General features: G+C 63.2%; 23 protein-coding genes. 16 read left to right on the forward strand and 7 right to left on the reverse strand.

The window, feature by feature from the left end; all coding sequences use genetic code 11:
- Positions 1-57: 57 nt before the first annotated feature.
- From RBB16_RS10895 to RBB16_RS10925, 7 genes are all read left to right on the forward strand, one after another.
- The gene (locus RBB16_RS10895) at positions 58-1,347 is read left to right on the forward strand and encodes an acetylornithine deacetylase/succinyl-diaminopimelate desuccinylase family protein (RefSeq protein WP_306046199.1); all 1,290 of its coding nucleotides are present in this window, start codon (positions 58-60) and stop codon (positions 1,345-1,347) included.
- 11 nt (positions 1,348-1,358) lie between these two features.
- A complete protein-coding gene (locus RBB16_RS10900; protein ID WP_306046200.1) occupies positions 1,359-1,814 on the forward strand; it encodes a DUF2267 domain-containing protein in 456 nt (151 codons plus the stop codon).
- Positions 1,815-1,931: 117 nt separating this feature from the next.
- Entirely contained in the window at positions 1,932-2,087 is a 156-nt protein-coding gene (locus RBB16_RS10905) for a hypothetical protein (protein WP_306046201.1), read from the forward strand.
- A gap of 786 nt (positions 2,088-2,873) precedes the next feature.
- Positions 2,874-3,677, forward strand: a complete 804-nt coding sequence (locus tag RBB16_RS10910) for a transporter substrate-binding domain-containing protein (RefSeq protein WP_306046202.1) — start codon at positions 2,874-2,876, stop codon at positions 3,675-3,677.
- A 7-nt stretch (positions 3,678-3,684) separates the two neighbouring features.
- Positions 3,685-4,485, forward strand: a complete 801-nt coding sequence (locus RBB16_RS10915) for an amino acid ABC transporter permease (protein WP_306046203.1) — start codon at positions 3,685-3,687, stop codon at positions 4,483-4,485.
- The gene (locus RBB16_RS10920; RefSeq protein WP_306046204.1) at positions 4,472-5,119 is read left to right on the forward strand and encodes a glutathione S-transferase family protein; all 648 of its coding nucleotides are present in this window, start codon (positions 4,472-4,474) and stop codon (positions 5,117-5,119) included. The genes RBB16_RS10915 and RBB16_RS10920 overlap by 14 nt, the downstream gene beginning before the upstream one ends.
- Entirely contained in the window at positions 5,116-5,862 is a 747-nt protein-coding gene (locus RBB16_RS10925) for a creatininase family protein (RefSeq protein WP_306046205.1), read from the forward strand. Before RBB16_RS10920 ends, RBB16_RS10925 begins: the two co-directional genes overlap by 4 nt.
- Before the next feature lie 75 nt (positions 5,863-5,937).
- Here RBB16_RS10925 and RBB16_RS10930 read toward each other — a convergent pair whose 3' ends face one another.
- From RBB16_RS10930 to RBB16_RS10945, 4 genes are read right to left on the reverse strand one after another with little or no spacing between them, the layout of a single operon-like run.
- Positions 5,938-7,056, reverse strand: coding sequence for a Gfo/Idh/MocA family oxidoreductase (locus RBB16_RS10930; RefSeq protein ID WP_306046206.1), 1,119 nt, complete (start codon positions 7,054-7,056; stop codon positions 5,938-5,940).
- On the reverse strand, positions 7,049-8,017 hold the full coding sequence (locus RBB16_RS10935) for a hydroxyacid dehydrogenase (RefSeq protein ID WP_306046207.1): 969 nt from the start codon (positions 8,015-8,017) through the stop codon (positions 7,049-7,051). Before RBB16_RS10935 ends, RBB16_RS10930 begins: the two co-directional genes overlap by 8 nt.
- The gene (locus RBB16_RS10940) at positions 8,017-8,826 is read right to left on the reverse strand and encodes an HpcH/HpaI aldolase/citrate lyase family protein (RefSeq protein ID WP_306046208.1); all 810 of its coding nucleotides are present in this window, start codon (positions 8,824-8,826) and stop codon (positions 8,017-8,019) included. The genes RBB16_RS10935 and RBB16_RS10940 overlap by 1 nt, the downstream gene beginning before the upstream one ends.
- A gap of 11 nt (positions 8,827-8,837) precedes the next feature.
- Positions 8,838-10,268, reverse strand: coding sequence for an NAD-dependent succinate-semialdehyde dehydrogenase (locus tag RBB16_RS10945; RefSeq protein WP_306046209.1), 1,431 nt, complete (start codon positions 10,266-10,268; stop codon positions 8,838-8,840).
- Positions 10,269-10,617: 349 nt separating this feature from the next.
- On the opposite strand from RBB16_RS10945, the gene RBB16_RS10950 reads away from it, so the two are divergent.
- Both RBB16_RS10950 and RBB16_RS10955 read left to right on the forward strand, forming a co-directional pair.
- The gene (locus RBB16_RS10950; RefSeq protein ID WP_306046210.1) at positions 10,618-12,771 is read left to right on the forward strand and encodes an esterase-like activity of phytase family protein; all 2,154 of its coding nucleotides are present in this window, start codon (positions 10,618-10,620) and stop codon (positions 12,769-12,771) included.
- A 166-nt stretch (positions 12,772-12,937) separates the two neighbouring features.
- On the forward strand, positions 12,938-13,936 hold the full coding sequence (locus tag RBB16_RS10955; protein WP_306046211.1) for an NAD(P)-dependent alcohol dehydrogenase: 999 nt from the start codon (positions 12,938-12,940) through the stop codon (positions 13,934-13,936).
- 63 nt (positions 13,937-13,999) lie between these two features.
- Here RBB16_RS10955 and RBB16_RS10960 read toward each other — a convergent pair whose 3' ends face one another.
- From RBB16_RS10960 to RBB16_RS10970, 3 genes are all read right to left on the reverse strand, one after another.
- Positions 14,000-14,908, reverse strand: a complete 909-nt coding sequence (locus RBB16_RS10960; RefSeq protein WP_306046212.1) for a DMT family transporter — start codon at positions 14,906-14,908, stop codon at positions 14,000-14,002.
- A gap of 62 nt (positions 14,909-14,970) precedes the next feature.
- Complete coding sequence (locus RBB16_RS10965; RefSeq protein WP_306046213.1) at positions 14,971-16,440, reverse strand: ABC transporter substrate-binding protein; 1,470 nt, start codon at positions 16,438-16,440, stop codon at positions 14,971-14,973.
- 324 nt (positions 16,441-16,764) lie between these two features.
- Positions 16,765-17,832 (reverse strand): GlxA family transcriptional regulator, encoded by a 1,068-nt coding sequence (locus RBB16_RS10970; RefSeq protein WP_306046214.1) that lies wholly within the window; start codon positions 17,830-17,832, stop codon positions 16,765-16,767.
- Between the two features lie 135 nt (positions 17,833-17,967).
- On the opposite strand from RBB16_RS10970, the gene RBB16_RS10975 reads away from it, so the two are divergent.
- From RBB16_RS10975 to RBB16_RS11005, 7 genes are all read left to right on the forward strand, one after another.
- Positions 17,968-18,843 carry an ABC transporter substrate-binding protein gene (locus tag RBB16_RS10975; protein WP_306046215.1) on the forward strand — a complete coding sequence of 292 codons (876 nt, stop codon included), beginning with the start codon at positions 17,968-17,970 and terminating at the stop codon, positions 18,841-18,843.
- Positions 18,844-18,912: 69 nt separating this feature from the next.
- Positions 18,913-19,671 (forward strand): amino acid ABC transporter ATP-binding protein, encoded by a 759-nt coding sequence (locus RBB16_RS10980; RefSeq protein ID WP_071689096.1) that lies wholly within the window; start codon positions 18,913-18,915, stop codon positions 19,669-19,671.
- 4 nt (positions 19,672-19,675) lie between these two features.
- The gene (locus RBB16_RS10985; RefSeq protein ID WP_306046216.1) at positions 19,676-20,332 is read left to right on the forward strand and encodes an amino acid ABC transporter permease; all 657 of its coding nucleotides are present in this window, start codon (positions 19,676-19,678) and stop codon (positions 20,330-20,332) included.
- Entirely contained in the window at positions 20,325-20,996 is a 672-nt protein-coding gene (locus tag RBB16_RS10990) for an amino acid ABC transporter permease (RefSeq protein ID WP_306046217.1), read from the forward strand. The genes RBB16_RS10985 and RBB16_RS10990 overlap by 8 nt, the downstream gene beginning before the upstream one ends.
- Before the next feature lies 1 nt (position 20,997).
- Positions 20,998-21,708, forward strand: a complete 711-nt coding sequence (locus tag RBB16_RS10995; RefSeq protein ID WP_306046218.1) for a gamma-glutamyl-gamma-aminobutyrate hydrolase family protein — start codon at positions 20,998-21,000, stop codon at positions 21,706-21,708.
- Between the two features lie 365 nt (positions 21,709-22,073).
- Positions 22,074-23,390: a site-specific integrase gene (locus tag RBB16_RS11000; RefSeq protein WP_306046219.1), complete on the forward strand. Its 1,317-nt coding sequence runs from the start codon at positions 22,074-22,076 to the stop codon at positions 23,388-23,390.
- A gap of 7 nt (positions 23,391-23,397) precedes the next feature.
- Positions 23,398-24,417, forward strand: a complete 1,020-nt coding sequence (locus RBB16_RS11005; protein ID WP_306046220.1) for a hypothetical protein — start codon at positions 23,398-23,400, stop codon at positions 24,415-24,417.
- The last annotated feature ends 127 nt before the right edge of the window (positions 24,418-24,544 follow it).

Genomic DNA, 24,544 nt, shown 5'->3' on the forward strand with positions numbered 1-24,544 from the left:
CGCCAAGCCAAATGCGAGGGCTTGCGGCATGATGGCCTTGGGCGCAAAGTGCAGCCCATGAGAGATGATCCCAGCCTTGACCGCCTGTTTGCAGAGATTGCCGCCCGCGAGGCGGACCTGATTGCCCTGACGCAAGACCTTGTGCGCATCCCCACGCTGAACCCGCCGGGGCTGCACTACCACGATATCTGTGATTTCCTTGGCGACCGGCTGCGCCGCAAGGGGTTTCACGTGGACATGATCCGCGCCCGTGGGGCACCCGCCGACAGCGAGAAATATCAGCGCTGGAACATGGTGGCGCGCCATCAGGGGGCAGGCGGCACCGGCGAGTGTGTGCATTTCAACAGCCATCATGACGTGGTCGAAGTGGGCCATGGCTGGACCACCGACCCGTTCGGCGGCGAGCTGAAGAACGGGCGCATCTACGGGCGCGGCACTTGCGACATGAAAGGCGGGCTGGCGGCGTCGGTGATTGCTGCGGAGGCATTCATCGCGGCTTTCCCCGACTATTCCGGCGCCATCGAGATCAGCGCCACGGCCGACGAGGAATCGGGCGGCTATGGCGGGGTGGCCTATCTGGCGGAACATGGCTGGTTCTCGCCCGAGAAGGTCCAGCATGTGATCATCCCCGAGCCCCTGAACAAGGACCGCATCTGCCTTGGTCATCGCGGCGTCTGGTGGGCAGAAATCGAGACCAAGGGGCGCATCGCCCATGGCTCCATGCCCTTCCTCGGTGACAGCGCCATCCGCCATATGGGCGCGGTGCTGGAGGAGATGGAGCGCACGCTTTACCCATTGCTTGCTGGCAAGCGCACGGAGATGCCGGTGGTGCCCGAAGGGGCCAAGCAATCCACGCTCAATGTGAACTCGATCCATGGGGGCGAGCCGGAACAGGACGCGGACTACACCGGCCTGCCCGCGCCCTGCGTCGCAGACCGCTGCCGCATCGTGATCGACCGGCGCTTCCTGATCGAGGAAGATCTGACCGAGGTAAAGGCCGAGGTCGCCCGGATGCTGGAAGGGATCAAGGCCAGCCGCCCGAATTTCGAGTATGACATCCGCGATCTGTTCGAAGTGATCCCCTCGATGACGGACGAGGACGCCCCGGTCGTGAAAACCGTTCAGGCGGCGATCGAGAAAGTTCTGCACAAGCAGGCGGAATTCGTGGTGTCACCGGGCACCTATGATCAGAAACATATCGACCGGATCGGCAAGCTGAAGAACTGCATCGCCTATGGACCGGGCATTCTGGACCTTGCCCACCAGCCCGACGAATGGGTCGGGGTGCAGGACATGATGGACAGCGCCAAGGTGATGGCCCTGACCTTGCGGGAACTGCTGACCTGAGGGGGCGCCCCATGCCGATGCCATGGACCTATCGTCATGCCAGCCGGGAATTCCGGGCGTTTCTGGATGACGCGAAAGAGAGGATGGGGCTGGAATCGGACAACATGGCCTATACGGCGGTCGATGGCGTGTTTCATACTTTCCGACGCCGTCTGACGCCGGACCAGGGCATTCTGTTTGCCAGCGCCCTGCCCTCCGTGCTGGCGGCTATCTTCATCCGCAACTGGGACGTGACCGCGCCGTCCCTGCCCTTTGGCACGCGGGCCGAGATGACGCGCGAGGCGCAGGCGCTGCGTCGCCATCACAACCTGACGCCTGACAACGCCATCGAGGCCACGGCCTTCGCGCTGTGGCGGGTGATGAACAGCGCCGATCTGGCGCGGGTTCTGGACAAGTTGCCGCCCGAAGCACGGGCCTTCTGGACCGCGGAGGCCACCCCGGAAGAGCTGACCCGCGGGATCATTTGAGCATCAAACCATTGCAGGCAGGGCAATCCGGGGTTGCGGATTCAACTGTGGTGAAAAATCAGGCAGACGCGTAGAGGCGCGGGCTGAACCTCCCTTCTTTCCGAAAGACAGCCCCCAATGCCCAACACGCCCCATAACCTGCACGCCTTCAGCTTTCTCATGGCTGCATTCGATCTGCGCGATCTGTTTCCCGGCACCCGCCGCCGGTCCGCGTCGGAGCCTGCTCCGTACTGGATAGATTTCCTGCATCCGGCTGCGAAAACCAAGAACTGATCCGCACCCAAACACTCACGGATGAGATGCACGCGCCGCGCTATTTCGCGTGGTGCGTGCATCTTCAGGATTTTGCCGCTCCGGGTTGGTCCCGCACCGGCGCGGCATCGCCGGAAACGCGTTGTGAACTCCATGACATCGCGCGGAAAATCACCTGAACTGGCGGCAGAAATCACCGCCACCCGAACCCAGGCCCTTTCATACCGATAGTCAACTCTGCCAGGGGTTCGGTTCGGGCCGACAGGTCAGGCATTCCGTGTCGGCATTTGTTCGACCAAGATCGTGCCACAGATCCAGCAAAGCGTTCCGAACCCGCCGAAGGCAAGGCGGGCGGGATTGGCTGTTCAGCACTGGCTGTCCTCCCTGATCACAATTTCGAACTCGCTGACATTTTTCTTGACGCGATATTGCATCACCTGCAAGCATGTTAAACACCACGCAACGCACCTAGGGGTCGGAACATGGCGACGCGTCACCGTAGCGCTGGATTTGTGCCTGGCCCCGCCGCCTTGCGCAGGCTTTTCAAAGGCTGCCACACCGCAACCTTTCCCACCGGGAATATCGCCCTATGATGTATTCTCGGGACCAACGGGCGAACCTGACTTCTGAGTTCCTGAGACACCGGGGGGCTGTCCGACCCCGACACGACCGGAATGATGCGAGATCACCGGTCAGACACACGGAAAGCCTGCCCCGGCCACGTCTTCCGGTGCGGGATCAAGGCCGCTCTTGGGCGTGTTGCCACGGGGCTTCGTTACCAACACACAACAACAGGGGATGACAATCATGAACAGAAGGGATGTTTTCGTTGCTGCCGCGCTCGGAACCGGGGGGGTGATGCTGGCCAGCACCACACCGGCCGAGGCCCATATCGCGGAATCGCGCCTTGCGCGCATTCTCAGCAGCGGCACCTTGCGGGTCGGCACCACCGGGGACTTCAACCCGATGTCCTTCCGCGACCCGGCCACCAACAGCCGCGCGGGCTATGACATCGAGGCGATGACGCAGCTTGCCGCCGATCTCGGGGTCGAGATCGAATGGGTGGTCGCCGAATGGGCCACGATCACCGCAGGTATCGCCGCCGACCGCTATGACATCTTCTCGGGCGCGTCGGTCAATGTCTCTCGCGCGCGCGTTGCGGCGTTCTCGGTGCCCTATACCGAGGCGGGGACAGTGCCGCTGTCGCTGGCCGGAAATGCAGGCCGCTTCGAAACCTGGGAATCGATCAACCAGGCCGGCGTGCGGGTTGCGGTGTCCATGGGCACCGTGTTCGAGGAACAGGCCCGCGCCCATTTCCCCGATGCAGACATCCAGGGGGTGCAGTCGCCCGCAACCGGTTTCCAGGAGGTTCTGTCGGGCCGTGCCGACGTTACCATCACCTCGAATGTCGAGGGCGGGACGCTCGTGTCGCGCTTCCCGGAGCTGCGCATCCTCGTGCCCGGCTCCGAGATGCGCAACCGCAGGCCCTTCGCCTACGTCGTGGCGCAGGACGATCAGGTCTGGCTGAACTTCGTCAACACCTGGGTCACGCTGAAACGGACCGAGGGCTTCTTTGACGGGCTCAACCGCCGGTGGCTTGGCCAGAGCTGAGCAAGACATGACCAAAGCTTCTTTCGAAGCCCGGGGGCGCTGGCGGCTGCCAGCGCTCCTTGCGGTTGCGGTGCTGGTCCTTGCTGGCTGCTCGGGCTCCGGTTCGGGCGGGGGCTATACGTTCGCCTGGTATATCCTGTCGCCTGCCGACGGGCGGGGGCAAGCCAACCTCTCGTTCCTGCTTATGGGGTTCTGGGCGACGATCTCGATCTCGACCCTGGCAATGATGATCTCGCTGGCCATCGGGCTCCTGGTGGCACTGATGGGCATATCGAAGCGCCGGTGGGTGCATCGCCTGAGCCGGGTTTATGTGGAATTCTTCCGCTCGATCCCGCTGCTGGTCATGATCCTGTGGGTCTATTACGGCCTGCCGTCGCTGACCGGCATCCAGTTCGGGGTCTTCCTCACGGGCCTGATCTGTCTTGCGATCTCGGACAGCGCCTTCACCTCGGAAATCTTCCGCTCGGGCCTGCAATCCATCAAGGTCGGTCAGGGCGAAGCCGCGCGCAGTCTCGGCCTGTCACCATGGCAGACGATGCGGCTGGTGATCCTGCCGCAGGTGATCCGCGCGGTTCTGCCCGCGCTCGGCAACCAGTATGTCTACATCCTCAAGATGTCGTCGCTGGTCTCCGTCATCGGCTTCCAGGAACTGACGCGCCGCGCGAACGAGCTGACGCTGACGGAATTCCGCCCGCTGGAAATCTACAGTTTCCTCGTGCTGGAATACCTGATCCTGATCCTGCTGGTGTCCTGGGGCGTCAGGGTGATGGAACGGCGGATGGGGACGGGCGTTCATGGCCGGGGTTGAGCGCATCCTCTACGGCCTTCCGATCAGCGTCTACAGCTGCAAGCTGCGGCTGGCGCTGGCCCTGAAGGAGATCGATCTGCCGGAAACGCCGCCGCCGGGCGGCTATGCCAGCGCCACCTACCGGGCGCTCGTGCCGCAAGGGACGATCCCGGCGCTGGTGGAGGGCGATTTCGTGCTGACCGAGTCCGACGCCATCGTCGAATACCTGGATGAGACCGGCATCGGGCGCCCTCTGCTCCCGCGCGAGCCTCGGGCAAGGGCACGCGCCCGTGCCCTCTCGCGGCTGGTCGATACGCGGCTGGAACCGGCGGTGCGCGCGCTGTTCCCGCTGGTCGGGGCCGGACAGCCCGTGCCAGAAGCCGCGCGCAACGCGATCCTGCGCCCGCTGGAAATGCTGGAGAAGCTTGCCGGGGATGGGCCGTTCCTTTCCGGCTTTTCCCACCCCGGCCTGCCCGATTGCGGGCTCTGGGCCGTGGGCGCGGTTCTGGGAACACTGGACGAGGTTCTTGGGCTCCACCTGCCCCAGCCCGCGCTGATCCGGGCGGGCGACGGGGTGCCCGCCACGGCGCCCCATCTTGCCACCTACCGGGCCGTGCTTGCCGATTGGGCCGCTCAGAAGACGGGGGCCGCATGATCCTGCAGGAAATGAGCTGGGAAGAGGTCGGCGCCTATCTTGAAACCCGTGACGACGCGGTGCTGCCCGTTGGCTCCACCGAACAGCACGGGCCGATCGGGCTGATCGGCACGGACGCGCTCTGCGCCACCGCCGTGGCCGAGGGCGCGGCGGCGCTTTCGGGCGCGATCATGCTGCCGCCGGTGGCCTACACGCCCGCCCCGTTCAACATGGCCTTCCCCGGCACGATCTCGGTCTCGGAGACGACCTTTTCAGCCCTTCTGTCCGACATCATCGCCGCGCTCGCCACCCATGGGTTCCGGCGGCTCTACGTTCTGAACGGGCACGGGGCCAACCTCGCCCCGATGCGCGCGCTAGCTGACACCGCGCCCCTGTCGATGCGCATCCGCTCGTGGTGGGACTACCCCGAAACGAATGCCCTGAGGCAACGCCTCTACGGCGACTGGGAAGGCATGCACGCCACCCCGTCCGAGATCGCGATCACCCAGGCCCGGCACCGCCGGATCGAGCGCCCTCCCCTGCCCGCACCAAGGGCGCTCGACGCCGCTTTCCGCGCCGCCCATGCGGGCGACCGTCACGGACCACCGGAAGAACACCGCGCCGAATTTCCCTGCGGTCGAGTCGGGTCATGGTCGGAACTGGCCCGGCCCGAACACGGCGCCGACCTGCTGTCGCTGGCCATCCGGGAGGCCGCCGCCGACATGCAGGATTTCGCGCGGCTGGCCGGACCGGACACCGGGTAGCCTCTGGACGGGCTTCATCTCCGCGCACGGGGCGCGTGGGGAATGGCGCAGCCTCGGCTTCCTCGACAGGCCGGATCAGACCGCTTTCCAGCCCCCATCGGCAGAGGATGCGAGGATCGTTTCCACCAGATGCTGGATACGAGTCCCGGCGTCGAACCCGAAGGGTTCCGACTGTTGACCGGCAATTGCCCCGACATAGCCTGCGATCTCGATGGCCTTGAGATCGTTGAACCCGATCTGATGGCCCGGCGCGACGCAGAAAAGCCCATACGGGTCATGCTCCGGCCCGGCTTCGATCTTGCGAAACCCGCGCCGACCGGGGGCGTCGTCGGTGGAATAGAAATGCAGTTCGTTCAACCGCTCCTGGCTGAGGATGAGAGCCCCTTTGGAGCCGTAAACCTCGAAGTCATGCTGCATCTTGCGGCCCGTGGCGATCCAGTTGGCCTCGATGGACCCGGACGCGCCGTTTTCAAAGCGCAGGAAGGCGCGCGAGACGTCATCAACCAGCACTGGCGCAGCGGTCCCGTTGCGATCAGGGCGGCTGTCGATGGCCGTCACGCAATCGCCCATCACGCGGGTGATCGGCCCTAGCAGAAATTCCGCAGTGGCCAACGCGTGGCTTCCCAGATCGGCCAGCACACCGCCGCCCGCCGGATCGGTGCGGAAGGAATGGGGGGCACTGGCATCGGTCATGTAGTCCTCTGCATGGATGCCGCGATAGCTGCGGATCTCGCCCAGTTCACCCGCCTCGATCATCTGCCTGGCCAGCCCCATCATCGGATTGCACAGGTAGTTGAACCCGACCTGCGTCACGACCCCGGCGGCCTTGGCGGCGGTGGCCATTTCCTGCGCGTCGGCTGACAGTGGTGCAAGCGGCTTCTCGCAATAGACATGCTTGCCCGCCGCAATCGCCGCCAGCGCCATTTCCTTGTGCAGCGCATTGGGGGCGGTGATGTCGATCACGTCGATCTCGGGGTCGGTCAGCAGGTCGCGCCAGTCGGTGGTCCAGCCATCGAACCCGAAGCGTTTGGCGGCCTTCGCGGCGGCCTCCTCTGTCACATCCGCAACCTTGTGCAACGACAGGCCAAAGGGCAGGTCAAAGACCTTCTCTGCCGTTGCATAGCCAAGCGCATGGGCCTGCCCCATGAAGCCGGTGCCGATCAGCCCCACTCGGAGTGTCTTGCGGTCAGACATCAATCACCTCTGCGTTTACAATCAGGCTTCGCTCGATGGTTCCATCAAGGAACCCAAGCGCGTTTTCAAGGGATGCCAGCGCCATACGCTCGCTGGCTTCAGCCGTCAGCCCCGCCACATGGGGGGTCAGAAGGGCGGTATCGCAACCCGCCAAGGGCATTTCCGCGTCGGGCGGTTCCGTTTCGAACACATCAACGCCCGCACCGCCGACTTGGCCGTTGGTCAAGGCATCCGCCAATGCGGCCTCGTCGATCACGCCGCCCCGTGCGGTGTTGGCGATGATCACGCCGGGCTTGCAGCGCTGCAGTTCCGCCGCGCCCAGGATCGGTCGGTCGCTTTTCGGGATATGGACCGAGATGCAGTCGGCCCATGCCAGCCCCTCGTGCAGCGCAACGGGGCGCACCGGCCCGTCGGGCCAGCCCATGCGTTCCAGATAGGGGTCATGGGCGCGGACCTGCATATCGAACGCCGCCGCCATCTTTGCCAGCTTGCGGCCCGACCGGCCATAGCCCACGATCAGCAGGGTCTTGCCCGAAATCTCTTGCTGTTCCAGCCGGTTGCGCCAGCCCCATTGGGCAGGGTCGCGCACAGCGCGATCCGCCCGTAAAACCCGTTTGGAGGCCGCGAGCAGGAACATCATCGCCTGTTCGGCGACCGAGGTGGAGTTGACATCGCCCACGATGGTCAGGGCGATCCCCCGCGCGGTCAGCGCCTTGAGATCGACCGCGTCATAGCCCACCCCGTGGCGCGATACGACCTTGAGGTTCGGGGCCTTGACGATGGTTTCTGCCGTCAGGGGTTGCGTCCGAAGGACAAGTGCGTCGGCGGTGGCAATATGGGGTAGGTAGGAGGCTTCGGAGATTTCCTCGACATAATCCACCTCGACCCCCTCGGCACGCAATTCGGCGATCCGGGCCTCACCCGCCGGGTGCAGCTTTCCCGCGACCAGAAGACGGGGCATCAGTACGTCCCTCCGGTGTCGGCGACTTTCGCATCCTGCCCCACCCGGTCCCGCCATGCGGTAACCGACGCGGCCGCAGCCCCGGCCAGCAGGCGGGAATCGCCCGATACCGTGGTCAGCGCATAGCCCATGCCTATCATCCGCGCGGCATAGTCCGGTGTTCCGCAATGGATGCAGGCGCGGATGCCATTGGCACGGCAGGTGTCGGAAATGCGCTGGATCAGCTCCAGCATCTCGGGTTCCTCGCGGTCGAAGCCCGGTGGCAGCCGCCCCTGTTGCGTGCCAAGGGTCAGATCGGCAGGGCCGACATAGATGCCATCCAGACCCGGCGTCGCGGCGATTGCCTCCAGGTTTTCCATGCCCTCGGCGGTTTCGATCATCGCCAGCGCCAGCACCTCGTCATTGGCGGCAACCCCATAGCCCGGCATCGCCACGGCGGCGCGGGTGGGGCCGAAACTGCGTTGCCCAAGGGGCGGATAGCGCATGTAGCTGACGAACCGTGCGGCCTCTTCCGCGGTGTTGATCATCGGGCAGATGATGCCCATGGCCCCCGCATCCAGCGCCTTCATGATCGCGGCAGGGTCGAGCCACGGCACCCGCGCCATCAAGGTCGCCCCCGACGCCTTCATCGCCTGAAACATCGGCAGGGCGGCGGCGTAGTCCAGCGCCCCGTGCTGCATGTCGATGGTCACGCTGTCATAGCCCTGCGCGGCCATGATCTCTGCGGTGAAGGGATTGCCAATGGAACACCAGCCATTCAGCGCGGGCTGTCCGTTGGACCACAGGGCCTTGAGCTTGTTTTTCTGCATGATGTCCCCCTTCAGAACACGATCTGTGCCAGCTTGGTGTCGAGATAGTCCTCGATCCCCTCGCTGCCGCCTTCCCGCCCGAGGCCCGAGAAGTTGGTGCCGCCAAACGGCGCTTCGGACGCTGCCAGCGCAAAGCTGTTTATCCCCACCATGCCCGATTTCAACGTCCGCGTCGTGCGCCTTGCGCGAGAGGGGCAGCGGGTGAAGGCATAGGCCGACAACCCCATGGGCGAGGCATTGGCGCGGGCCAGCACCATGTCCTCGTCGGTGAACCGCGTGATCGCGGCAATGGGGCCGAAGTTTTCCTCGGCAAAGACACGCATGTCATCGGCGACATTGCTAAGCACAGTGGGTTCGTAGAAATGCCCCGCGTTGAAGCCGGATGCCCGCTGGCCACCCGTTTCCAGCGTCGCGCCAGCGGCCACCGCGTCCTGTACGATAGCGTCAATCTCCTCCAGTCGCCCCGCATTGATCAGCGGCCCCATCTCGGTGTCCGGGTCCAGCCCGTCGCCGAGCCGGATCGCAGCGGCGCGACGGGCGAATTCGGCGACGAAAGTGTCATGCAGGCTGTCATGGACAAAGAAACGGTCCGGCGTGACACAGACCTGCCCGGCATTGGCGAACTTGGCGGGCACGGTCATATCAAGCGCCATATCAAGATCTGCATCGTCATAAATGATCAAAGGCGCATTGCCGCCCAGTTCCATCGAGACCTTCTTCACAGTTGCGGCGGCATCTCTGATCATCTGCTGACCCACGCGGGTTGAACCGGTCAAAGACACCTTGCGCACCCTTGGGTCCGCCATCACCGGGCCATAGGTGTTTGCCGTTGTGCCCACCACGAGGTTAACCGCCCCGTCCGGCAGCCCGCCCGCGCGAATACAGTCGACCATCACCATCGCCACACCCGGCGTCTGGGACGAGGGCCGCAGCACCACCGGACAGCCCGCCGCTAGCGCTGGCGCAAGCTTGCGGGCGGGTAGCGAAGCGGGGAAATTCCATGCGGTGAAGGCCCCGACGATGCCGACCGGTTCGCGCGTTACCTCGAACCGACCACCGGGCACGCGGCTTTCCACGACGCGCCCGTAGATGCGCCGGGCCTCTTCGGCGTACCAGCGGAACTGATCGACCGAGAGCACCCATTCACGGCCCGATTGCGCGATCGGCTTGCCGGTCTCGGCAGAGATCATCCGCGCCGCTTCATCCGCCCGCGCGGCCATTTCGTCGGCAATCCGGTGCAATGCGTCGGCTCGGGCAAACCCGCCCATCTCGACAAGAGCAGGCAGCGCCTTTGCAGCGGCATCTATTGCGGCAACCGTGTCTTCGGGGCGGGCAGTCGGAACCGCGCCAAGGAATTTCCCGGTGACCGGGGATTCCACTTCGGCCCGCTGATCCGATCCGCGCCATGCCCCGCCCACGAACAGGCCAAATCCTTTATACATAGCGTTTTCCTCTTTGCCCGACCCGTTTGAGAGGCCCGATAAACAAACACGGGTCGATCCCGTGCCACCCGAAGCCATGTCAGCGCAATACCCTTCGAATCCCCGTATTGCAATAAATTATTCGCATCTAATGAATTTGACAATATCTGTTGCATTCTGTGCCTAGCCGCTTGTCGCAACGCCTCTCACATCCTGCCAGAATATGCTCATCACGGTGCTCTTCCGAAAGGCGACGCGCCACCCCTGCGACCCCGCCGCGAGGCAGGGTTTCACAAGCCTTTCATGCTGACGTGATCCTGGTGTCACATGTCTGCGGCACGGGGAGATGTCCAACCGCTGGAGACAACACATGACCTATCGCACCGTTCTGCTTGGCACCGCCGCCGTCCTGATGGCTGGCCCCGCACTGGCAGATATGAACTTCAACCGCATCGCTTCGTTTGCCGTGGCGCAAAACACGCCGGATGCAGAGGAATCCTCGTCCGAGATCATTGCCGCCACTGCCGATGGCATGACGCTGGTCTATACCGACAGCCCCGCCGAAGTCCTTGGCTTCATCGACATCACCGACCCCGCCACACCGATTGCCGCCGGTGTCGTGGCCCTTGACGGAGAGCCGACCTCGGTCAGCGTCATCGGTCAGACCGCCTATGTCGGGGTCAACACCTCAGCCGATTACGTCAACACCTCGGGCCACCTGCTGGCGCTGGATGTCGACAGCCGCACCGCCCTGGGCGATTGTGACCTCGGCGGCCAGCCCGACAGCGTCGCCGCCGCGCCGGATGCAAGCTTTATCGCCGTTGCCATCGAGAACGAGCGCGACGAGGATCTGGGCGACGGCCGCACCGGCCAGATGCCCGCGGGCTACGTCGCCATTGTGCCGCTGTCCGATGGCGTCATGGATTGCGACGCGATGATCACGGCTGACATCACCGGTCTGGCCGAGGTCTCGCCGGAAGATCCGGAGCCCGAATTCGTCTCGATCAACGGCGAAAACGAGATCGTCGTGACCCTACAGGAAAACAATCACATCGTGGTTCTCAACGCGGCTGGCGAGGTGCTGAGCCACTTCTCGGCCGGAGCGGTGGACCTCGAAGGCATCGACACCGTGGACGAACGCGCCGCGCTGGTCTTTGACGGCAGCCAGCCCGGTCGCCCGCGCGAACCCGATGCGGTGACCTGGATCGACGACAGCCACTTCGCCACCGCCAATGAAGGCGACATGGATGGCGGGTCGCGCGGCTGGACGATCTTCCATCAGGACGGCACGATCGTTCACGAATCCGGGGCCTCCTTCGAACATGCGATCGTCCAGATCGGCCACTATCCCGACCGCCGGTCCGACGCCAAGGGCGTAGAGCCGGAATCGGTAACCTTCGGGGTTTTCGGCGGCACGCCCTATGTCTTCGTTGGGGCCGAACGGGCCAGCGTGGTGGGCGTCTATGACGTGACCGACCCGGCCAATCCGGTGCTGGATCAGCTCCTGCCCTCGGGCATCGGTCCGGAAGGCTATGTGGTGATCCCCGAGCGCGGGCTGCTGATCTCGGCCAATGAGGTCGACGGACTGGAAGACGGCGCGGCGCGCAGCCATGTCATGATCTACGAATACCAGGACGCACCGGCGGTCTACCCGCATCTGACCAGCGCCGGCATGGACGAGCTGACGGGATGGGGCGCGATTTCCGGCATGGTGGCCGATCCGGAAACCGGCCTGATCTACGCGGTCAATGACAGCTTCTACGGCTTCCAGCCGACGATTTTCGTCATTGATCCGTCGATGGACGGCCCCTCTCAGATCATCGACACGATCCCGGTGACCCGCGGTGGCCGCCCGGCCCAGATGCTGGACATGGAAGGCATCACGCTGGACGGTGAAGGCGGCTTCTGGGTGGCCTCGGAAGGGCGCACCGACCGGATGATCCCGCACGGGATCTACCACATCAGCGCCGATGGCGAGATCGAGCAGTCGATCCCGCTGCCCGCGGAACTGCTGGCCGTGGAACGCCGTTTCGGCTTCGAGGGCATCACCATGGTGGGCGACACCCTGTGGATGGCCGTCCAGCGCGAATGGGGCGACGACCCGGAAAACCACGTCAAGCTGGTGGCCTACAACACCACGACCGGCGACTGGGGCGCGGTGCGCTACGAACTGACCGATCCCGAAACCGGCTGGGTCGGCCTGTCAGAGATCGTGGCCCATGGCGACTATGTCTACCTGATCGAGCGCGACAACCAGATCGGCGCCAATGCCGTGACCAAGCTGATCACCCGCGTGGCCCTGGCGGACATGGTGCCCGCACCGCTTGGCGGCGATCTGCCGGTGGTGGAGCATGAGCTGGTCGTGGATCTGATCCCCTACCTGACCTCGACCGGCGGCTATGTGCTGGACAAGATCGAGGGCCTCGCGATCATGCCCGATGGCACGATGTGGGTATCCACCGACAATGACGGCGTCGACGACCACTCGGGCGAGACCATGTTCTTCGCCATCCCGCCGATGTAAGCTCATTTAATCAGGCGTGGCCCCCGGCGGAGCGATCCGGCGGGGGCTTTTTCATGAGGATCTTCACCATCATGCAATAATGCATGGTTCGATTGCATATTCTCTCAATTCACGCATGATAGCCATTGGTCTATTCCCGCCTCAACAGAGATGAAGGAGACCGAAAATGAAAGCGATGGTTTATCAGCGATATGGCGGCCCCGAGGTTGTGGGACCGTTCGAAATGCCTCGGCCGGAAGCGGCGGAGGGCGAGGTTCTGGTCCGTGTTACGGCGGCCGGAATCACCACGGCGGACTGGCGGTTGCGCGCCTCGGCCTTTCCCGGTGGTCTGTGGCTGCCGGGGCGGCTGATGACCGGGCTATTTCGCCCGCGCAAACCGGTTCTGGGCGGGGATTTCGCCGGTGTGGTCGACGCCGTCGGCGCGGGCGTGACCCGCTTCAGACCCGGTGACCGGGTGTTCGGGTTCAGCGGCTTCGGGGCGCATGCGGAATACATGACGATGTCGGCAGAAGGCGCGATTGCCGCCATTCCCGGTGGCCTGTCGGACCAAGAGGCGGCTGCCCTGCCCTTCGGGGCGCTGTGCGCGCTGGAGTTCTTGCGAGACGTGGCCGATGTGCAGCCGGGTCAGCGGGTGCTGGTCGTTGGGGCTTCGGGCGGGGTTGGCGGCTACGCAGTGCAGATCGCCCGGTGGCTGGGGGCCGAGGTCACGGGCGTCGCCAGCGGCGAGAACCTGTCCTATGTCCGGGCGCTTGGCGCCGAAGAGACCGTGGATTACCAGACAGAGGATGTCAGCCAGCGCGATACGATGTTCGACGTGGTTTTCGACACTGTCGGTGCAATGGACTTTCGGTCGGCCAAGCGCATCCTTGCGCCAAACGGGCTGTTTCTGCCGCTGAACTTCGGACTGGGCGATGTGCCTCGGGCGATATGGTCCGGCCTGGGGCGCGGGCCCCGGATGAAACTGCATGTCAACGGCGACAGCCGGGACGGAGTGCAGAAGCTTTCAAGCCTGGTGGTCGAGGGGCATCTGAAGCCGCTGATCGACCGGGTATATCCGTTTGACCGGATCCGCGACGGCTATCTCCATGTGGAAGGGCGCCACCGGCGCGGGGCGGTGGTTCTGGATATCGCCGATGAGGATGACAGCGCACCGGTGGCCATCTGAGCGGGGGAAAGGATCTTGCAAGATCCTTGGAAATTCCTTGCAAGGAATTTGGTCCCGCCCGGATCAGGTCTGTCGCGCCATGCGCCGTTCCCGCCAGAGGATCATCAACCCACCCACGATGATCAGGATGGCCCCCGGAAACAGGTCTGAAAACGGGCTTTCCCCGAAGAACAGCCAACCAAGCACGAAGGCCGTTGGAATGCCCAGATAGGCGAAGGGGGCAAGGTTTCCGGGTTCGGTCATGCGGTAGGCCACCACCATGCTCAGCACCGCTGATCCGCCGCAGAGCCCCATCAGCAGGATCCAGCCCATATCGGCCACAGACGCGGGCGCGGTGAATCCGCCAAGCGCCATGGCAAGCGAAAAGGCCCCGATCGCAGAGACTGACGAGGACCATAGGTTGATCAGCGGGCTTGGCACGTCTTCGTCCATCATCCGAGAGGATACGCCGGCGAAAGCATAGAGCGCGGCAGCGATGAGGGGCAGCAGCGCCTCCCATGTGAAGCTGTCGCGCCCCGGTCCCATCACCATCACCACACCGGCAAACCCCACAAGCGCGGCAGACCAGCGGAAAAGGCCCACCCGTTCGCCCAGGAGAGGGACCGAATACACGAGAATGAACAAAGCGTTGGAATAGGAGATCGTGGCCGCCGTGGCGAAAGCCAGCCGCCCGAGCGCAAGATAGAAGCAGAATTGCGCGACGGTCACCGCGAGTCCCCGAATGACCGGAATCTGCCATTGCCTGAGGCGCAGCTTGCGCCCTCCTGCGTGCCAGTTCCGTGTCGACCACAGCGCGATGCTGGCCGGGATCAGACCGAACAGGTTGCGCCATGCCGACAGCTCTGCCGCGCCATAGGTGCCGGACAAGTGTTTGATGATCAGCCCCATCAGGTCGAACAGAAGGATCGCCAGCAGGCTCAGAAGAACGCCGGGCAGCACCTTGTTCACGCGGGTGGTCTGGTGAGGAGTCATCGGGGCAATCGTTGCAAAGAAAAACCCCCGCCTCGCGGCGGGGGTTGTCTGCGGGGCAGACCTTAGTCGGTCCAGCGGACCCCGGTCAGGTCGATGGCCTGGGTGGGCGAGTTTTCCCACAACCCCTCGATATCGGCATTGGCGACACCGGTCTTGGCCAGCTGGAACAGGTAGCCGTTCACATAGTCCTCGGCGATGATCCGCTGCGCCTGTTGCAGCAGCGCAGAACGGCCCGCCGGGTCGGTGGTGGCGTTGAGTTCCTCCATCACCGCGTTGAACGCGTCCGAGGAATACTGGAAGTAGTAGTCCTCGCGCCCGTAGATGCCGATATCCATCGGCTCGGTGTGGCTGACGATGGTCAGGTCGAAGTCATGGCCGCGGAACACCTGTTCCAGCCACTGTGCCCATTCAAGGTTGGTGATCTCAACATCCAGCCCCACATCGCGCAGCTGCGCGGCCACGATCTCGCCCCCACGCCGCGCATAAGACGGCGGCGGCAGCATCAGGCGCAGGGTGATGCCCTCGGCCCCGGCCTCGGCCAGCAGTTCGCGGGCGCGGTCGGGGTTGTACTCTGACATGCCGGTCAGATCGACATAGTCGGGGTTATGCGGCGCGAAATGGGTGCCGATGGGGGTGCCGTAGCCGAACATGGCCCCGTCGATGATGTCCTGGCGGTTGATCGCATGGGCAATGGCCTGGCGCACGCGAACGTCGGACAGGTGATCGGCCATGTTGTTGGTGGACAGGATGGTTTCACCCTCGGTCGAGCCGACGATCACGTTGAAGCGCGGGTCGGCGTCGAACTGGGCCAGCGTTTCGGGGCTTGGGAAGACCGGGAAGGCATCCACATCGCCCGCCATCATCGCGGCGAAGGCGGCGTTGGGGTCGGAGATGAAGCGGAAGGTCGCGGCCTCCAGCGCCACCGGGTCACCCCAGTAGTCCTCGTTGCGGACCAGTTCCACCCGGTCGCCCTGCACCCATTCGCTGAAGCGGAAGGGGCCGGTGCCCACGGGGTTGGTGGCGTTGGTCTCGGCGCTTTCGGGCGCAACCATCACCGCATCGCCCCAGGCCATGTTGAACAGGAAACTGCCATTGGGGGCGGACAGCGTCACCACAAGCGTGGTGTCATCCACGGCTTCGGCACTGTCGATCCCGGCGAAGAGCCCGCCCTGCGCATTGGTGGAGCCTTCCGCGCGGGCACGGTCGAGGCTGAAGACGGCATCTTCGGCGGTGAAGCTGGTGCCATCATGGAACATGACGCCGTCACGCAGGTGGAAGGTGTATGTCAGCCCGTCTTCGGAAATGTCCCAGCTTTCGGCGAGGCCCGGAATGACCGACCCGTCAGACGCAAAGCGGGTCAACCCTTCGAAGATATTGGCATAGGTCACCTCGTCGATCGCGGCAGCGGCTCCAGAGGTCGGGTCCAGATTGGGCGGCTCCAGCTGCATGCCGATCGTGATGTCGGTCGTGGTGGCAAAGGCGGCGGTGCTGCCCAGAACCAGCGCAAGCGCCGTGGATTGCAGGATACGCATGTGAATTCTCCCTGTCTTGGCCGGTCGCGTGCCGGTCCTCGTGCCCATGAAAGGGCCAAGTGCGCGCATAATCAAGCGAGTCGACGGTTAATTTTCATGCATACCCGCCGCTACAAAGCCAGAATTCCGCGCCGCAGCACAATATGCCGCACCGCAAAAGGTGTCGCGTGACCAGAGGCTCAGGGCACCGAAGTCTCCGCGAGGCCAATTCTGACCAGACACAGTTGCGAAACGGACCATCTGCCTCGTTCCGCATCGGAATCCCGCCACGCCATCAGCGCAGCGGTCCCGCTTGAAGTGATGTCTACCGGAGCGACGGCAAAGTCAGAGATCCAGCCGACCTGCACGGATCTGGCTCGGCGTAGCGTTCAGGCGGCGGGCGCAATGTCCCGACAGGCTTGCAGCGCTTGAAAAGCCTGCGGCATAGGCGATGGCGGTCACCGATCTGGCACTGTTGCGCAGCATCCAGACCGCGGCCCTCAGCTTCATGTCGATCATGTAGGTCTTGGGCGACATGCCGACCTGTGCCTTGAACAGCCTCAGGAAATGCCGCTCCGTCAGCCCAAGTGACGCGGCGATCTGGCCGATCCGGGGGGTTTCGGTCGCGCGTTGGTCCAGCATGACGAGCGCCTTCTGCACCCTTGGATCCGTGGCCTCGATATGACGCGACAGGCCCACGCGTTGCAGTTCCCCAAGCCCCGTGCCTTCTGTCAGGGACAACTGGTGTACCGCCTTTGCGGCCCTGTCCGGCCCGAAATGATCGCGGATGAGCCGCGTCATGAATGACAGGATCGAGATACCGCCGGGGATCGTCACGATGCCCTCGTCCCCTTCGTAATCGGAACGGGTCGTTGCCCGGTGATTGGGGAAGTGCAGTTTGAAATCCGCCTCGTGATAGGGGTGGATGCAGGCAATCTGCCGGTCGAGCAGCTTTTCCTGCGCAAGGATGAAGCTGCCGGTGCAGACACCGGCGATGGTGCGACCGACCCTATGGGCCGCGTGGATGTAGCGCCGATGTGCCGCCGGTGCGGCGTCGATGTCTTTCAACAGCCCGCCCACTACGAAGAGAATGTCAAACTCTCCGGGGTGAACATAGTCATGGGTGGTTCCCACCTCGATCCCGCAACTGGCGCGAATGCGCGTGCCGGGTGGCCCGAGGATGTGCCACCGGACGTAGCGCTGTTGGGAATGATCGCCGTAATCGCCCGCATGGCGCAGGCTTTCGACGATGCCCGTCAGCGACATCATCGGGAAGGTCGGCCAGAGCAGAATCCCAACCGTGAGCGACACGGACCGGCTATCGGATCGGTCCAGCCGCGCATCCCAGATCCTGTCCAGCCAGTCGACATAGGACAGGTCGGATTCGGGGCTAGGCGGGTGATCTGGGATCAAGGGCACCTCTCGGAGTCTGTTTTCCTAACATAATGTCCGATTTCCGAAAGACCATCCCGAAAACACATCGCTACCAAAAAGGCACCGGACACGGGGCGCACCAGCGATCCGGGTCGCTCAACAAGGGAGACTGATATGTTCAAGAGGCGTAATTTCATTGCCGGTGCCGCCGTGGTCGCGGCAATGGCGGCCGCGGGGCCGACCCTGGCGCAATCGGAAGCCTTCGACCTGGTCGAAGACGGGCACCTGACGGTGGCGTTCACCGGCGACATGCCGGGCTCGGGCTGGCAGGACGGCCACCTGATCGGCTATGACGGCGAAATCATGCAGCGCATCAGCGAACGGCTGGGGCTCGATGTCGCGCCGGCGCTCATGGAGTGGTCGGGCACCATCGCATCGGTGCAGGCGGGCCGCGTCGACGTGATGCTCGGCACCATGGGCTGGACCGAGCAGCGCACCCAGATCATGACGCTGTCGGAGCCGATCCACTATTTCCGCAATGGCATCATGCAGTCCGTCGATAGCGACTGGGACAGCCTGGCCGACCTGGAAGGGCGCACCGTGGGAACCATCACCGGCTTTTCCTTCGTGCCCGAACTGCGCGCGATCCCGGGGCTGGAACTGAACCTCTACGACACGTCCGATGCGGCAGTCCGCGACCTGCTGGCAGGCCGGATCGAAGCGGTGATCGGCGATCCGCCGGTGATCGGCTACGCGATCAGCCAGAACCCCGACTGGGGCATGCAGTTCCTCGCCTTCACCGACAACAACCCCGATTTCCCGCTGCTGACCGGGCTTGGACAGACCGTGTTCGGCTTCAACCAGGCGGATGACGACCTGCGCCAGGCCGTTGACGAGATCATCCTTGAAATGTGGTCCAGCTGCGAGATGGCCGAGATCGGCGCGCGTTACGGGCTTGTCGGTGATGTCTGGTACAGCGCCAACGGCGAAAACTTCCGCGCTGGCGTCGACCGGCCCGAGGATTACGCCCTGCCCGAGTGTTCCAGCTGATCCGATCGGTTCAAGATCGTCAGGGGCGGCCCCGTGCCGCCCCGGATACCCGGTGAAAGGAAGCCTTCCATGTCAAACCCAATCCTGTCCGTCAGCGGGCTTCACAAGTCCTACGGCGCGGTCGAGGTGCTCAAAGGCATCGATTTCGAGGTGTCACCGGGCGAAAAGATCGCACTGCTTGGCCCGTCCGGGTCGGGCAAGTCGACCTGCCTGCGCTGCGTGAACTTCCTGGAAACGCCCACGCGGGGGGAAATCCTGCTGGACGGGGAACGTGTCGGCGTCGGGTCGGGCGGACGCGCGATGAACAACCGCGATCTCGCGCCGCAGCGGGCGCAGATGGGCATGGTGTTCCAGGGCTTCAATCTCTGGCCGCATCTGAGCGTTCGGGACAATATCGCCATCGCGGTGCGCAAGGTCCAGAAATCCAGCGCCGCCGAGGCGCGCGACCTGGCCGAGGCGATGCTGGCCAAGGTGCACATGGCCGAGAAGGCCGACGCGATGCCCGGTCAGCTTTCGGGTGGCCAGCAACAGCGCGTCGCCATCGCCCGTGCATTGGCACAGCGCCCGAAACTGATGCTGTTCGATGAGCCGACCTCGGCGCTCGACCCCGAACTTGTCGGGGAGGTGCTGAACGTCATGCACGAACTGGCCGACGAAGGCCGCACCATGCTGATCGTCACGCATGAGATCGCCTTTGCCCGTGACGTCGCTGACCGGGTGCTGTTCCTCTACGACGGCGTGATCGAAGAGGAAGGCCCGGCGCGCCAGGTCATCGAAACCCCGCAGAAGGACCGCACCAAGGCGTTCCTGAGCCGCATGAACGGCTGATCCCATGGAATTCCTGACCTCAACCATCCTGCCCGGCCTTCTGACCGGGGCGACGGTGACGATCACCGTGACGCTGGCCTCGCTTACCATTGCCGCGACGCTCGGTTTCCTGCTGGCGCTTGTGCGTGAGTTCTCTGGTCTGCGCCTGCTGAATTTCGCCATCGACGCCTATGTGGAATATCTGCGCAACATCCCGGCGCTGAGCCACCTGTTCATTCTCTATTTCGGGCTGGCCTCCATCGGCTTTGCGATCACCTCGATCCCCGCCGCGATCATCGGCCTGGGGCTGGTCGGTTCGGCCGTGACCTGCGATATCTACCGCTCCGGCTTTTCCGCGCTTGGAAAGGGTCAAAGCGAGGCGGCCCTGGCCGTGGGCATGACGCCGATGCAGGTGATCTGGCTGATCCTGTCGCCGCAGGCCTTCCGGGTCGCGTTGCCGCCGCTTGGCAACTATGCGCTGCAACTTCTCAAGGATACGTCGGTGGTTTCGGCCATCGCCGCCCCCGAGATCATGTTCTACGCCCGTTCGATGGTGACATCGACCTTCCAGACGACACTGATCTATTCCTCGGCGGCGCTGCTCTATCTTGCCATGAGCCTGCCGCTGGCCTGGGGCGTGGCCCGGCTTGAAAAACGGTTTGGAGGCGCGACCGATGTTTGAATTCCTCTCCGTCTTTGTTCAATACGCGGATCAATGGGGCCCCCGGCTGGCAGAGGCCGCCGTTGTATCGGCGCGGATATCGCTGCTCGGCTTCGCCCTCGCGGCGGTGGTGGGACTGGTCCTGGCGCTGATGCAGGACGCGTCCAGCGCGCTGCTGCGCGGGGTGGCGAAGGGCTATGTGATCTTCTTTCGCGGTGTGCCGGTGCTGGCGATCCTGTTCCTGATCTATTTCGGCCTGCCGGGCATCGGGGTGGTGTTCGATGCGGAACCGGCGGCGGTTGTCGGGCTTGGCCTGGCCTTCGCGGCCCAGATGGCCGAAGTGTACCGCGCCGGGTTGTCCGCGATCCCCAAGGGCCAGTGGGAGGCCGCGCGGAGCGTCGGTTTCCTGCCCGGGCAGGTGCTGTTCCTGATCATCCTGCCGCAGGTGGCGCGCATCGTTGCCGCGCCGGTGATCGTCACCTTCGTGGCGTTGCTGAAAGACAGCTCGCTTGCCTCGCTGATCACGGTGAACGAGCTTGTTCTGGAAGGCCGCGCGCTGGCGACGGAGTATTTCCTGCCGCTTCACATCTACATCTGGGTCGGTGTGATGTATTTCATCATCGCCTTCCCGCTGTCGATGCTTGCCAAGCTGCTGTCGCGGCGGGCCAGGTTGGGCACGCGCTGAAATGCCCGGTGTTCAACCTCCTCCCCTGATCGGTGTGACCGTCGATCACCATGACGCAGAGCCACCGAGCGAGGCCACCTACACGGTACGCCGAAACTATATCGATGCGCTGAACGAGGCCGGGGCGGCCGCGATCCTGTTGCCCTTCGACCAGGCTGCGGTGCCCCGCTACGCCGAACTCTGCGACGGGCTGCTCGTCACCGGGTCAATTCCGGGGCATCCCGGATCCACCGAACGGCAGATCTTCGACAAGGCGATGATCCGGGCTGTGATCGACCGGGAACGACCGGTGCTGGGAATCTGCAACGGCTTGCAGATGATGGGGCTGGTGCTTGGCGGTCGGGTGGTCGATGTCACCGCGGGTCCGCATGGCCCCGATCACGCGGGCGACTGCATCGCCGAACGGCTGGCCCATGGTATTCGGATTGCGGATGACGGGCTTTTGCACCGGATCGGAAAGTCGGTCGGGGACAAACCCGGACACTCCGTCAACAGCCTGCACAGGCAGGCACTCGACAGAAGCGGCGCATACACGGTCAGCGCCGAGGCCGATGACAAGGGAGTCGAAGCCATCGAGCTGCCCGGCCACCCCTTCGCCCTTGGCGTCCAGTGGCACCCGGAATACCGCCTGACCGCATTGGACCGCGCAATCCTCGCTGCATTCGTCGCCGCTTGCCGCCCCGCGCGGGAACCGACGCTGCACCCGGATTGAAAGCGACGCTGATACGCGGGGGGAGTCTGACCTGCGGAACCGAGGCGCGAAAATAGAAGGTTCGCCCGCGTGTCACCAGCCTTGGTATCGTGGCCATCCTTGCCCCCACTGTACCAGTTGACTGTACCAGGGCGCGGCTCTCGGCCTTCCCGAAAACCAGTATCGTTTTATTTCAGCAGGTTAGCCGTGAAATGGCGGAGACGAAGGCCGCCATAGTTAGGTTTCAAGAAGTAGCGTCCAGTGGCATTTAGTGGATCAACAACAATAGCTTAGGTGGATAAGTTTGGATTCCCAGTGCTGCGAGCCATTGCGATTCGTTGCGATTTATTGCATCGTTTTAGGCGGGTACAATGGAGGGTGTAAAAATGCCGCGTATTGCCAAAGAACTTACGGCGCTGGAAGTGAAGCGATTGCATCATCCCGGAACGGGCGGCAATGCAACCTTTGCCGTTGGTGGCGTCGCTGGCCTGATGTTGCAGGTAACGCCGAACAATGGCCGCACGTGGTTGTTGCGCGCTCAGGTGGGCAGCAAACGCCGCGAAATCGGATTGGGGAGCTATCCCGAGGTTTCGCTTGCGCAGGCGCGAGACAGGGCGCGGGATGTCAAAGACAAAATCCGCGAAGGCATTGATCCCGTGGAAGAGCGCAAGGCCGCCCGAGCGGCCTTGATCGCGATGCAGCGCCGGGGCCTGACTTTTGAGGATGCCGTTGCAAACTATCTTGAGGCCAAGCTGGATGCCTTCAAGAATGCAAAGCACCGTGATCAATGGCGCAACACCCTCACCCAATACGCCCTTCCCGAGATTGGGGCGATGTTGGTGCAGGATATCGCTGTGCAGGATGTATTGCGGGTGCTGAACCAACCGGTGAACGAAGCCGGGGAAGCGCTTTGGCACGTCAAGACCGAGACCGCATCGCGGCTCAGAGGACGCATTGAGGCCGTTCTGTCATGGGCTACCGTGGCAGGACACCGCTCGGGCGACAACCCTGCTCGCTGGGCGGGCAACCTGAAGGAGCTTCTGCCCGCTCCAGCCAAGATCGCCAAGGCAGGCAACCAACCGGCCTTGATGCTGGATGATGCCCCAGCGTGGTTTGCCGATTTGCGGAGGCGGACAGGTTTTAGCGTTTGGGCTTTGGAGTTTCTTGTTTTAACGGCGGCGCGGTCTGGGGAAGTGCGCGGTGCGACGTGGGAGGAAATCGACCTCACCCATGCGCTTTGGACGATCCCGGCGGAACGCATGAAGATGAAACGTGAACACAAGGTGCCCCTGCCAGCGGAGGCCGTGGCGCTTCTTGAGGGCCTGCCAAGGCTTGCAGATAACCCGTTGGTGTTTCCGGCCCCACGCGGCGGAATGCTTTCCGATATGGCGCTGTCTGCGACTATGAAACGGCTGCATGAGGCCAAGGCGAAAGCGGATGGCAACACGTCAAAGGGGGGCTATCGGGATGCGCAGAACAAGCGCCCCGCCGTCCCTCATGGCTTGCGCAGCACATTCAGGGATTGGGTTGCGGAGCGCACCCAATATCCCGGCGAAATGGCTGAGGTAGCGCTTGCGCACAGGATCAGCAATGCGGTGGAGGCCGCATATCGCCGTGGCGACATGCTCGAAAAGCGCCGGGCGATGATGGCCGCATGGGCGGAATTCCTAACAGGCCGCGCAAAGGCCGGGCAAAAGTGGTGAGGATCAGGTGACAAAAACCGGCAAGAGGCACTTATTCACCGACGACTACAACTTGGACGACTTCGAGCAAGAGCAGCTTACAGGCAAGACACGTGAGACCTTCCTTGACCAACGTCATATCAGAAAGACGCGGCACGCACCGGGGCATGCTGGTCATCCTCTTGGTGTAACCAACTATTATGAGGAACTAGAGGGCAAGGATATTTCGGGGGACGTCTGGAAAGTCACGTTGTGCACCAGAATTGGTGTAAACGAGCCATATTACACAACCCGAAGATTCGTTTCCGAAGAGGAGGCAGACGCCTTCATTGAAAAAGCAAGAGCTGAACGCGGCACCAGCGTATTCGGCTATGCGTTCGGCTTAACAGATCGCAGGGTGAATGAGTTTGGCGCTGTTATTGGATATGGGCACCAGAGTATCCCAGCGGCAATGGCGGAATCAACCTGCTTCAAAATCCTTTGGCTGGCAGGTGTCTTGGACGACTCTAGAAATTTTATAGCAGAGCCATTCGATTTCTCGGAAGCTGGATGGAATAATTGGGTTTCAGAATTTGAGCGACGCTTTGCCGTTAAGTGCAACTTCGAAGTATTGAATGCTATCGTCGCGTGGCACTATTGCCGTGAAAATTTCCACTTCACGTCCATCACTTATCTTGCAGCCGCCATCTACTTTTCTGCTGTTGCCAAGCGGGATGATATAACCGTTGGCTATTTGTTCAGGGAGTTGGAATTAACCTTGTCAAAGGTGGAATCTGACGCCCTTCGAGGAAAAAAAATACTTCAATTCGCGAAAAGCGCGAATGATGTTAGGCGTAAGGAATTGGCGGCTCAACGTGCCCAAATCTTAGCGGAAATGGACCACCGGATTCAGGCTGGCAAGAACGTCTCGGAGGCCGCAAGATTAGCTCATGAGAAAGGGTTTGGGGCCTCGAAAGACGCTAACCGGCAGCTGTACTATCGCCATCGGGACAAACGAGCTAAAATAGTTGTGACACACCCCGCCACTGTCACAACTTCCACCTGCTAATTCGCATCCTGTAACCGACGCCACCCGGCGTCATAACAAGCGAAAGGATGCTAGGCTCAGGACTCATAGCCAATAGATGACGGTCGCTGCGAGGGCGATTGCCGATAGGAAGACCCTTGGGCAGCGA

The organism is Nioella sp. MMSF_3534 (assembly GCF_030732985.1).
Taxonomy (GTDB): Bacteria; Pseudomonadota; Alphaproteobacteria; order Rhodobacterales; family Rhodobacteraceae; genus Nioella.

Bases quoted from the DNA above. Each gene is read 5' to 3' on its own strand.
- RBB16_RS10930 (WP_306046206.1), bottom strand. From the start codon at position 7,056: ATGTCTGACCGCAAGACACTCCGAGTGGGGCTGATCGGCACCGGCTTC.
- RBB16_RS10980 (WP_071689096.1), top strand. From the start codon at position 18,913: ATGTCAAACCCAATCCTGTCCGTCAGCGGGCTTCACAAGTCCTACGGC.
- RBB16_RS10915 (WP_306046203.1), top strand. From the start codon at position 3,685: ATGACCAAAGCTTCTTTCGAAGCCCGGGGGCGCTGGCGGCTGCCAGCG.
- RBB16_RS10910 (WP_306046202.1), top strand. From the start codon at position 2,874: ATGAACAGAAGGGATGTTTTCGTTGCTGCCGCGCTCGGAACCGGGGGG.
- RBB16_RS10905 (WP_306046201.1), top strand. From the start codon at position 1,932: ATGCCCAACACGCCCCATAACCTGCACGCCTTCAGCTTTCTCATGGCT.
- RBB16_RS10920 (WP_306046204.1), top strand. From the start codon at position 4,472: ATGGCCGGGGTTGAGCGCATCCTCTACGGCCTTCCGATCAGCGTCTAC.
- RBB16_RS10995 (WP_306046218.1), top strand. From the start codon at position 20,998: ATGCCCGGTGTTCAACCTCCTCCCCTGATCGGTGTGACCGTCGATCAC.
- RBB16_RS10990 (WP_306046217.1), top strand. From the start codon at position 20,325: ATGTTTGAATTCCTCTCCGTCTTTGTTCAATACGCGGATCAATGGGGC.
- RBB16_RS10940 (WP_306046208.1), bottom strand. From the start codon at position 8,826: ATGCAGAAAAACAAGCTCAAGGCCCTGTGGTCCAACGGACAGCCCGCG.
- RBB16_RS10925 (WP_306046205.1), top strand. From the start codon at position 5,116: ATGATCCTGCAGGAAATGAGCTGGGAAGAGGTCGGCGCCTATCTTGAA.
- RBB16_RS10945 (WP_306046209.1), bottom strand. From the start codon at position 10,268: ATGTATAAAGGATTTGGCCTGTTCGTGGGCGGGGCATGGCGCGGATCG.
- RBB16_RS10895 (WP_306046199.1), top strand. From the start codon at position 58: ATGAGAGATGATCCCAGCCTTGACCGCCTGTTTGCAGAGATTGCCGCC.
- RBB16_RS10950 (WP_306046210.1), top strand. From the start codon at position 10,618: ATGACCTATCGCACCGTTCTGCTTGGCACCGCCGCCGTCCTGATGGCT.
- RBB16_RS10965 (WP_306046213.1), bottom strand. From the start codon at position 16,440: ATGCGTATCCTGCAATCCACGGCGCTTGCGCTGGTTCTGGGCAGCACC.
- RBB16_RS10975 (WP_306046215.1), top strand. From the start codon at position 17,968: ATGTTCAAGAGGCGTAATTTCATTGCCGGTGCCGCCGTGGTCGCGGCA.
- RBB16_RS10985 (WP_306046216.1), top strand. From the start codon at position 19,676: ATGGAATTCCTGACCTCAACCATCCTGCCCGGCCTTCTGACCGGGGCG.
- RBB16_RS10900 (WP_306046200.1), top strand. From the start codon at position 1,359: ATGCCGATGCCATGGACCTATCGTCATGCCAGCCGGGAATTCCGGGCG.
- RBB16_RS11000 (WP_306046219.1), top strand. From the start codon at position 22,074: ATGCCGCGTATTGCCAAAGAACTTACGGCGCTGGAAGTGAAGCGATTG.
- RBB16_RS10935 (WP_306046207.1), bottom strand. From the start codon at position 8,017: ATGCCCCGTCTTCTGGTCGCGGGAAAGCTGCACCCGGCGGGTGAGGCC.
- RBB16_RS10960 (WP_306046212.1), bottom strand. From the start codon at position 14,908: ATGACTCCTCACCAGACCACCCGCGTGAACAAGGTGCTGCCCGGCGTT.
- RBB16_RS10955 (WP_306046211.1), top strand. From the start codon at position 12,938: ATGAAAGCGATGGTTTATCAGCGATATGGCGGCCCCGAGGTTGTGGGA.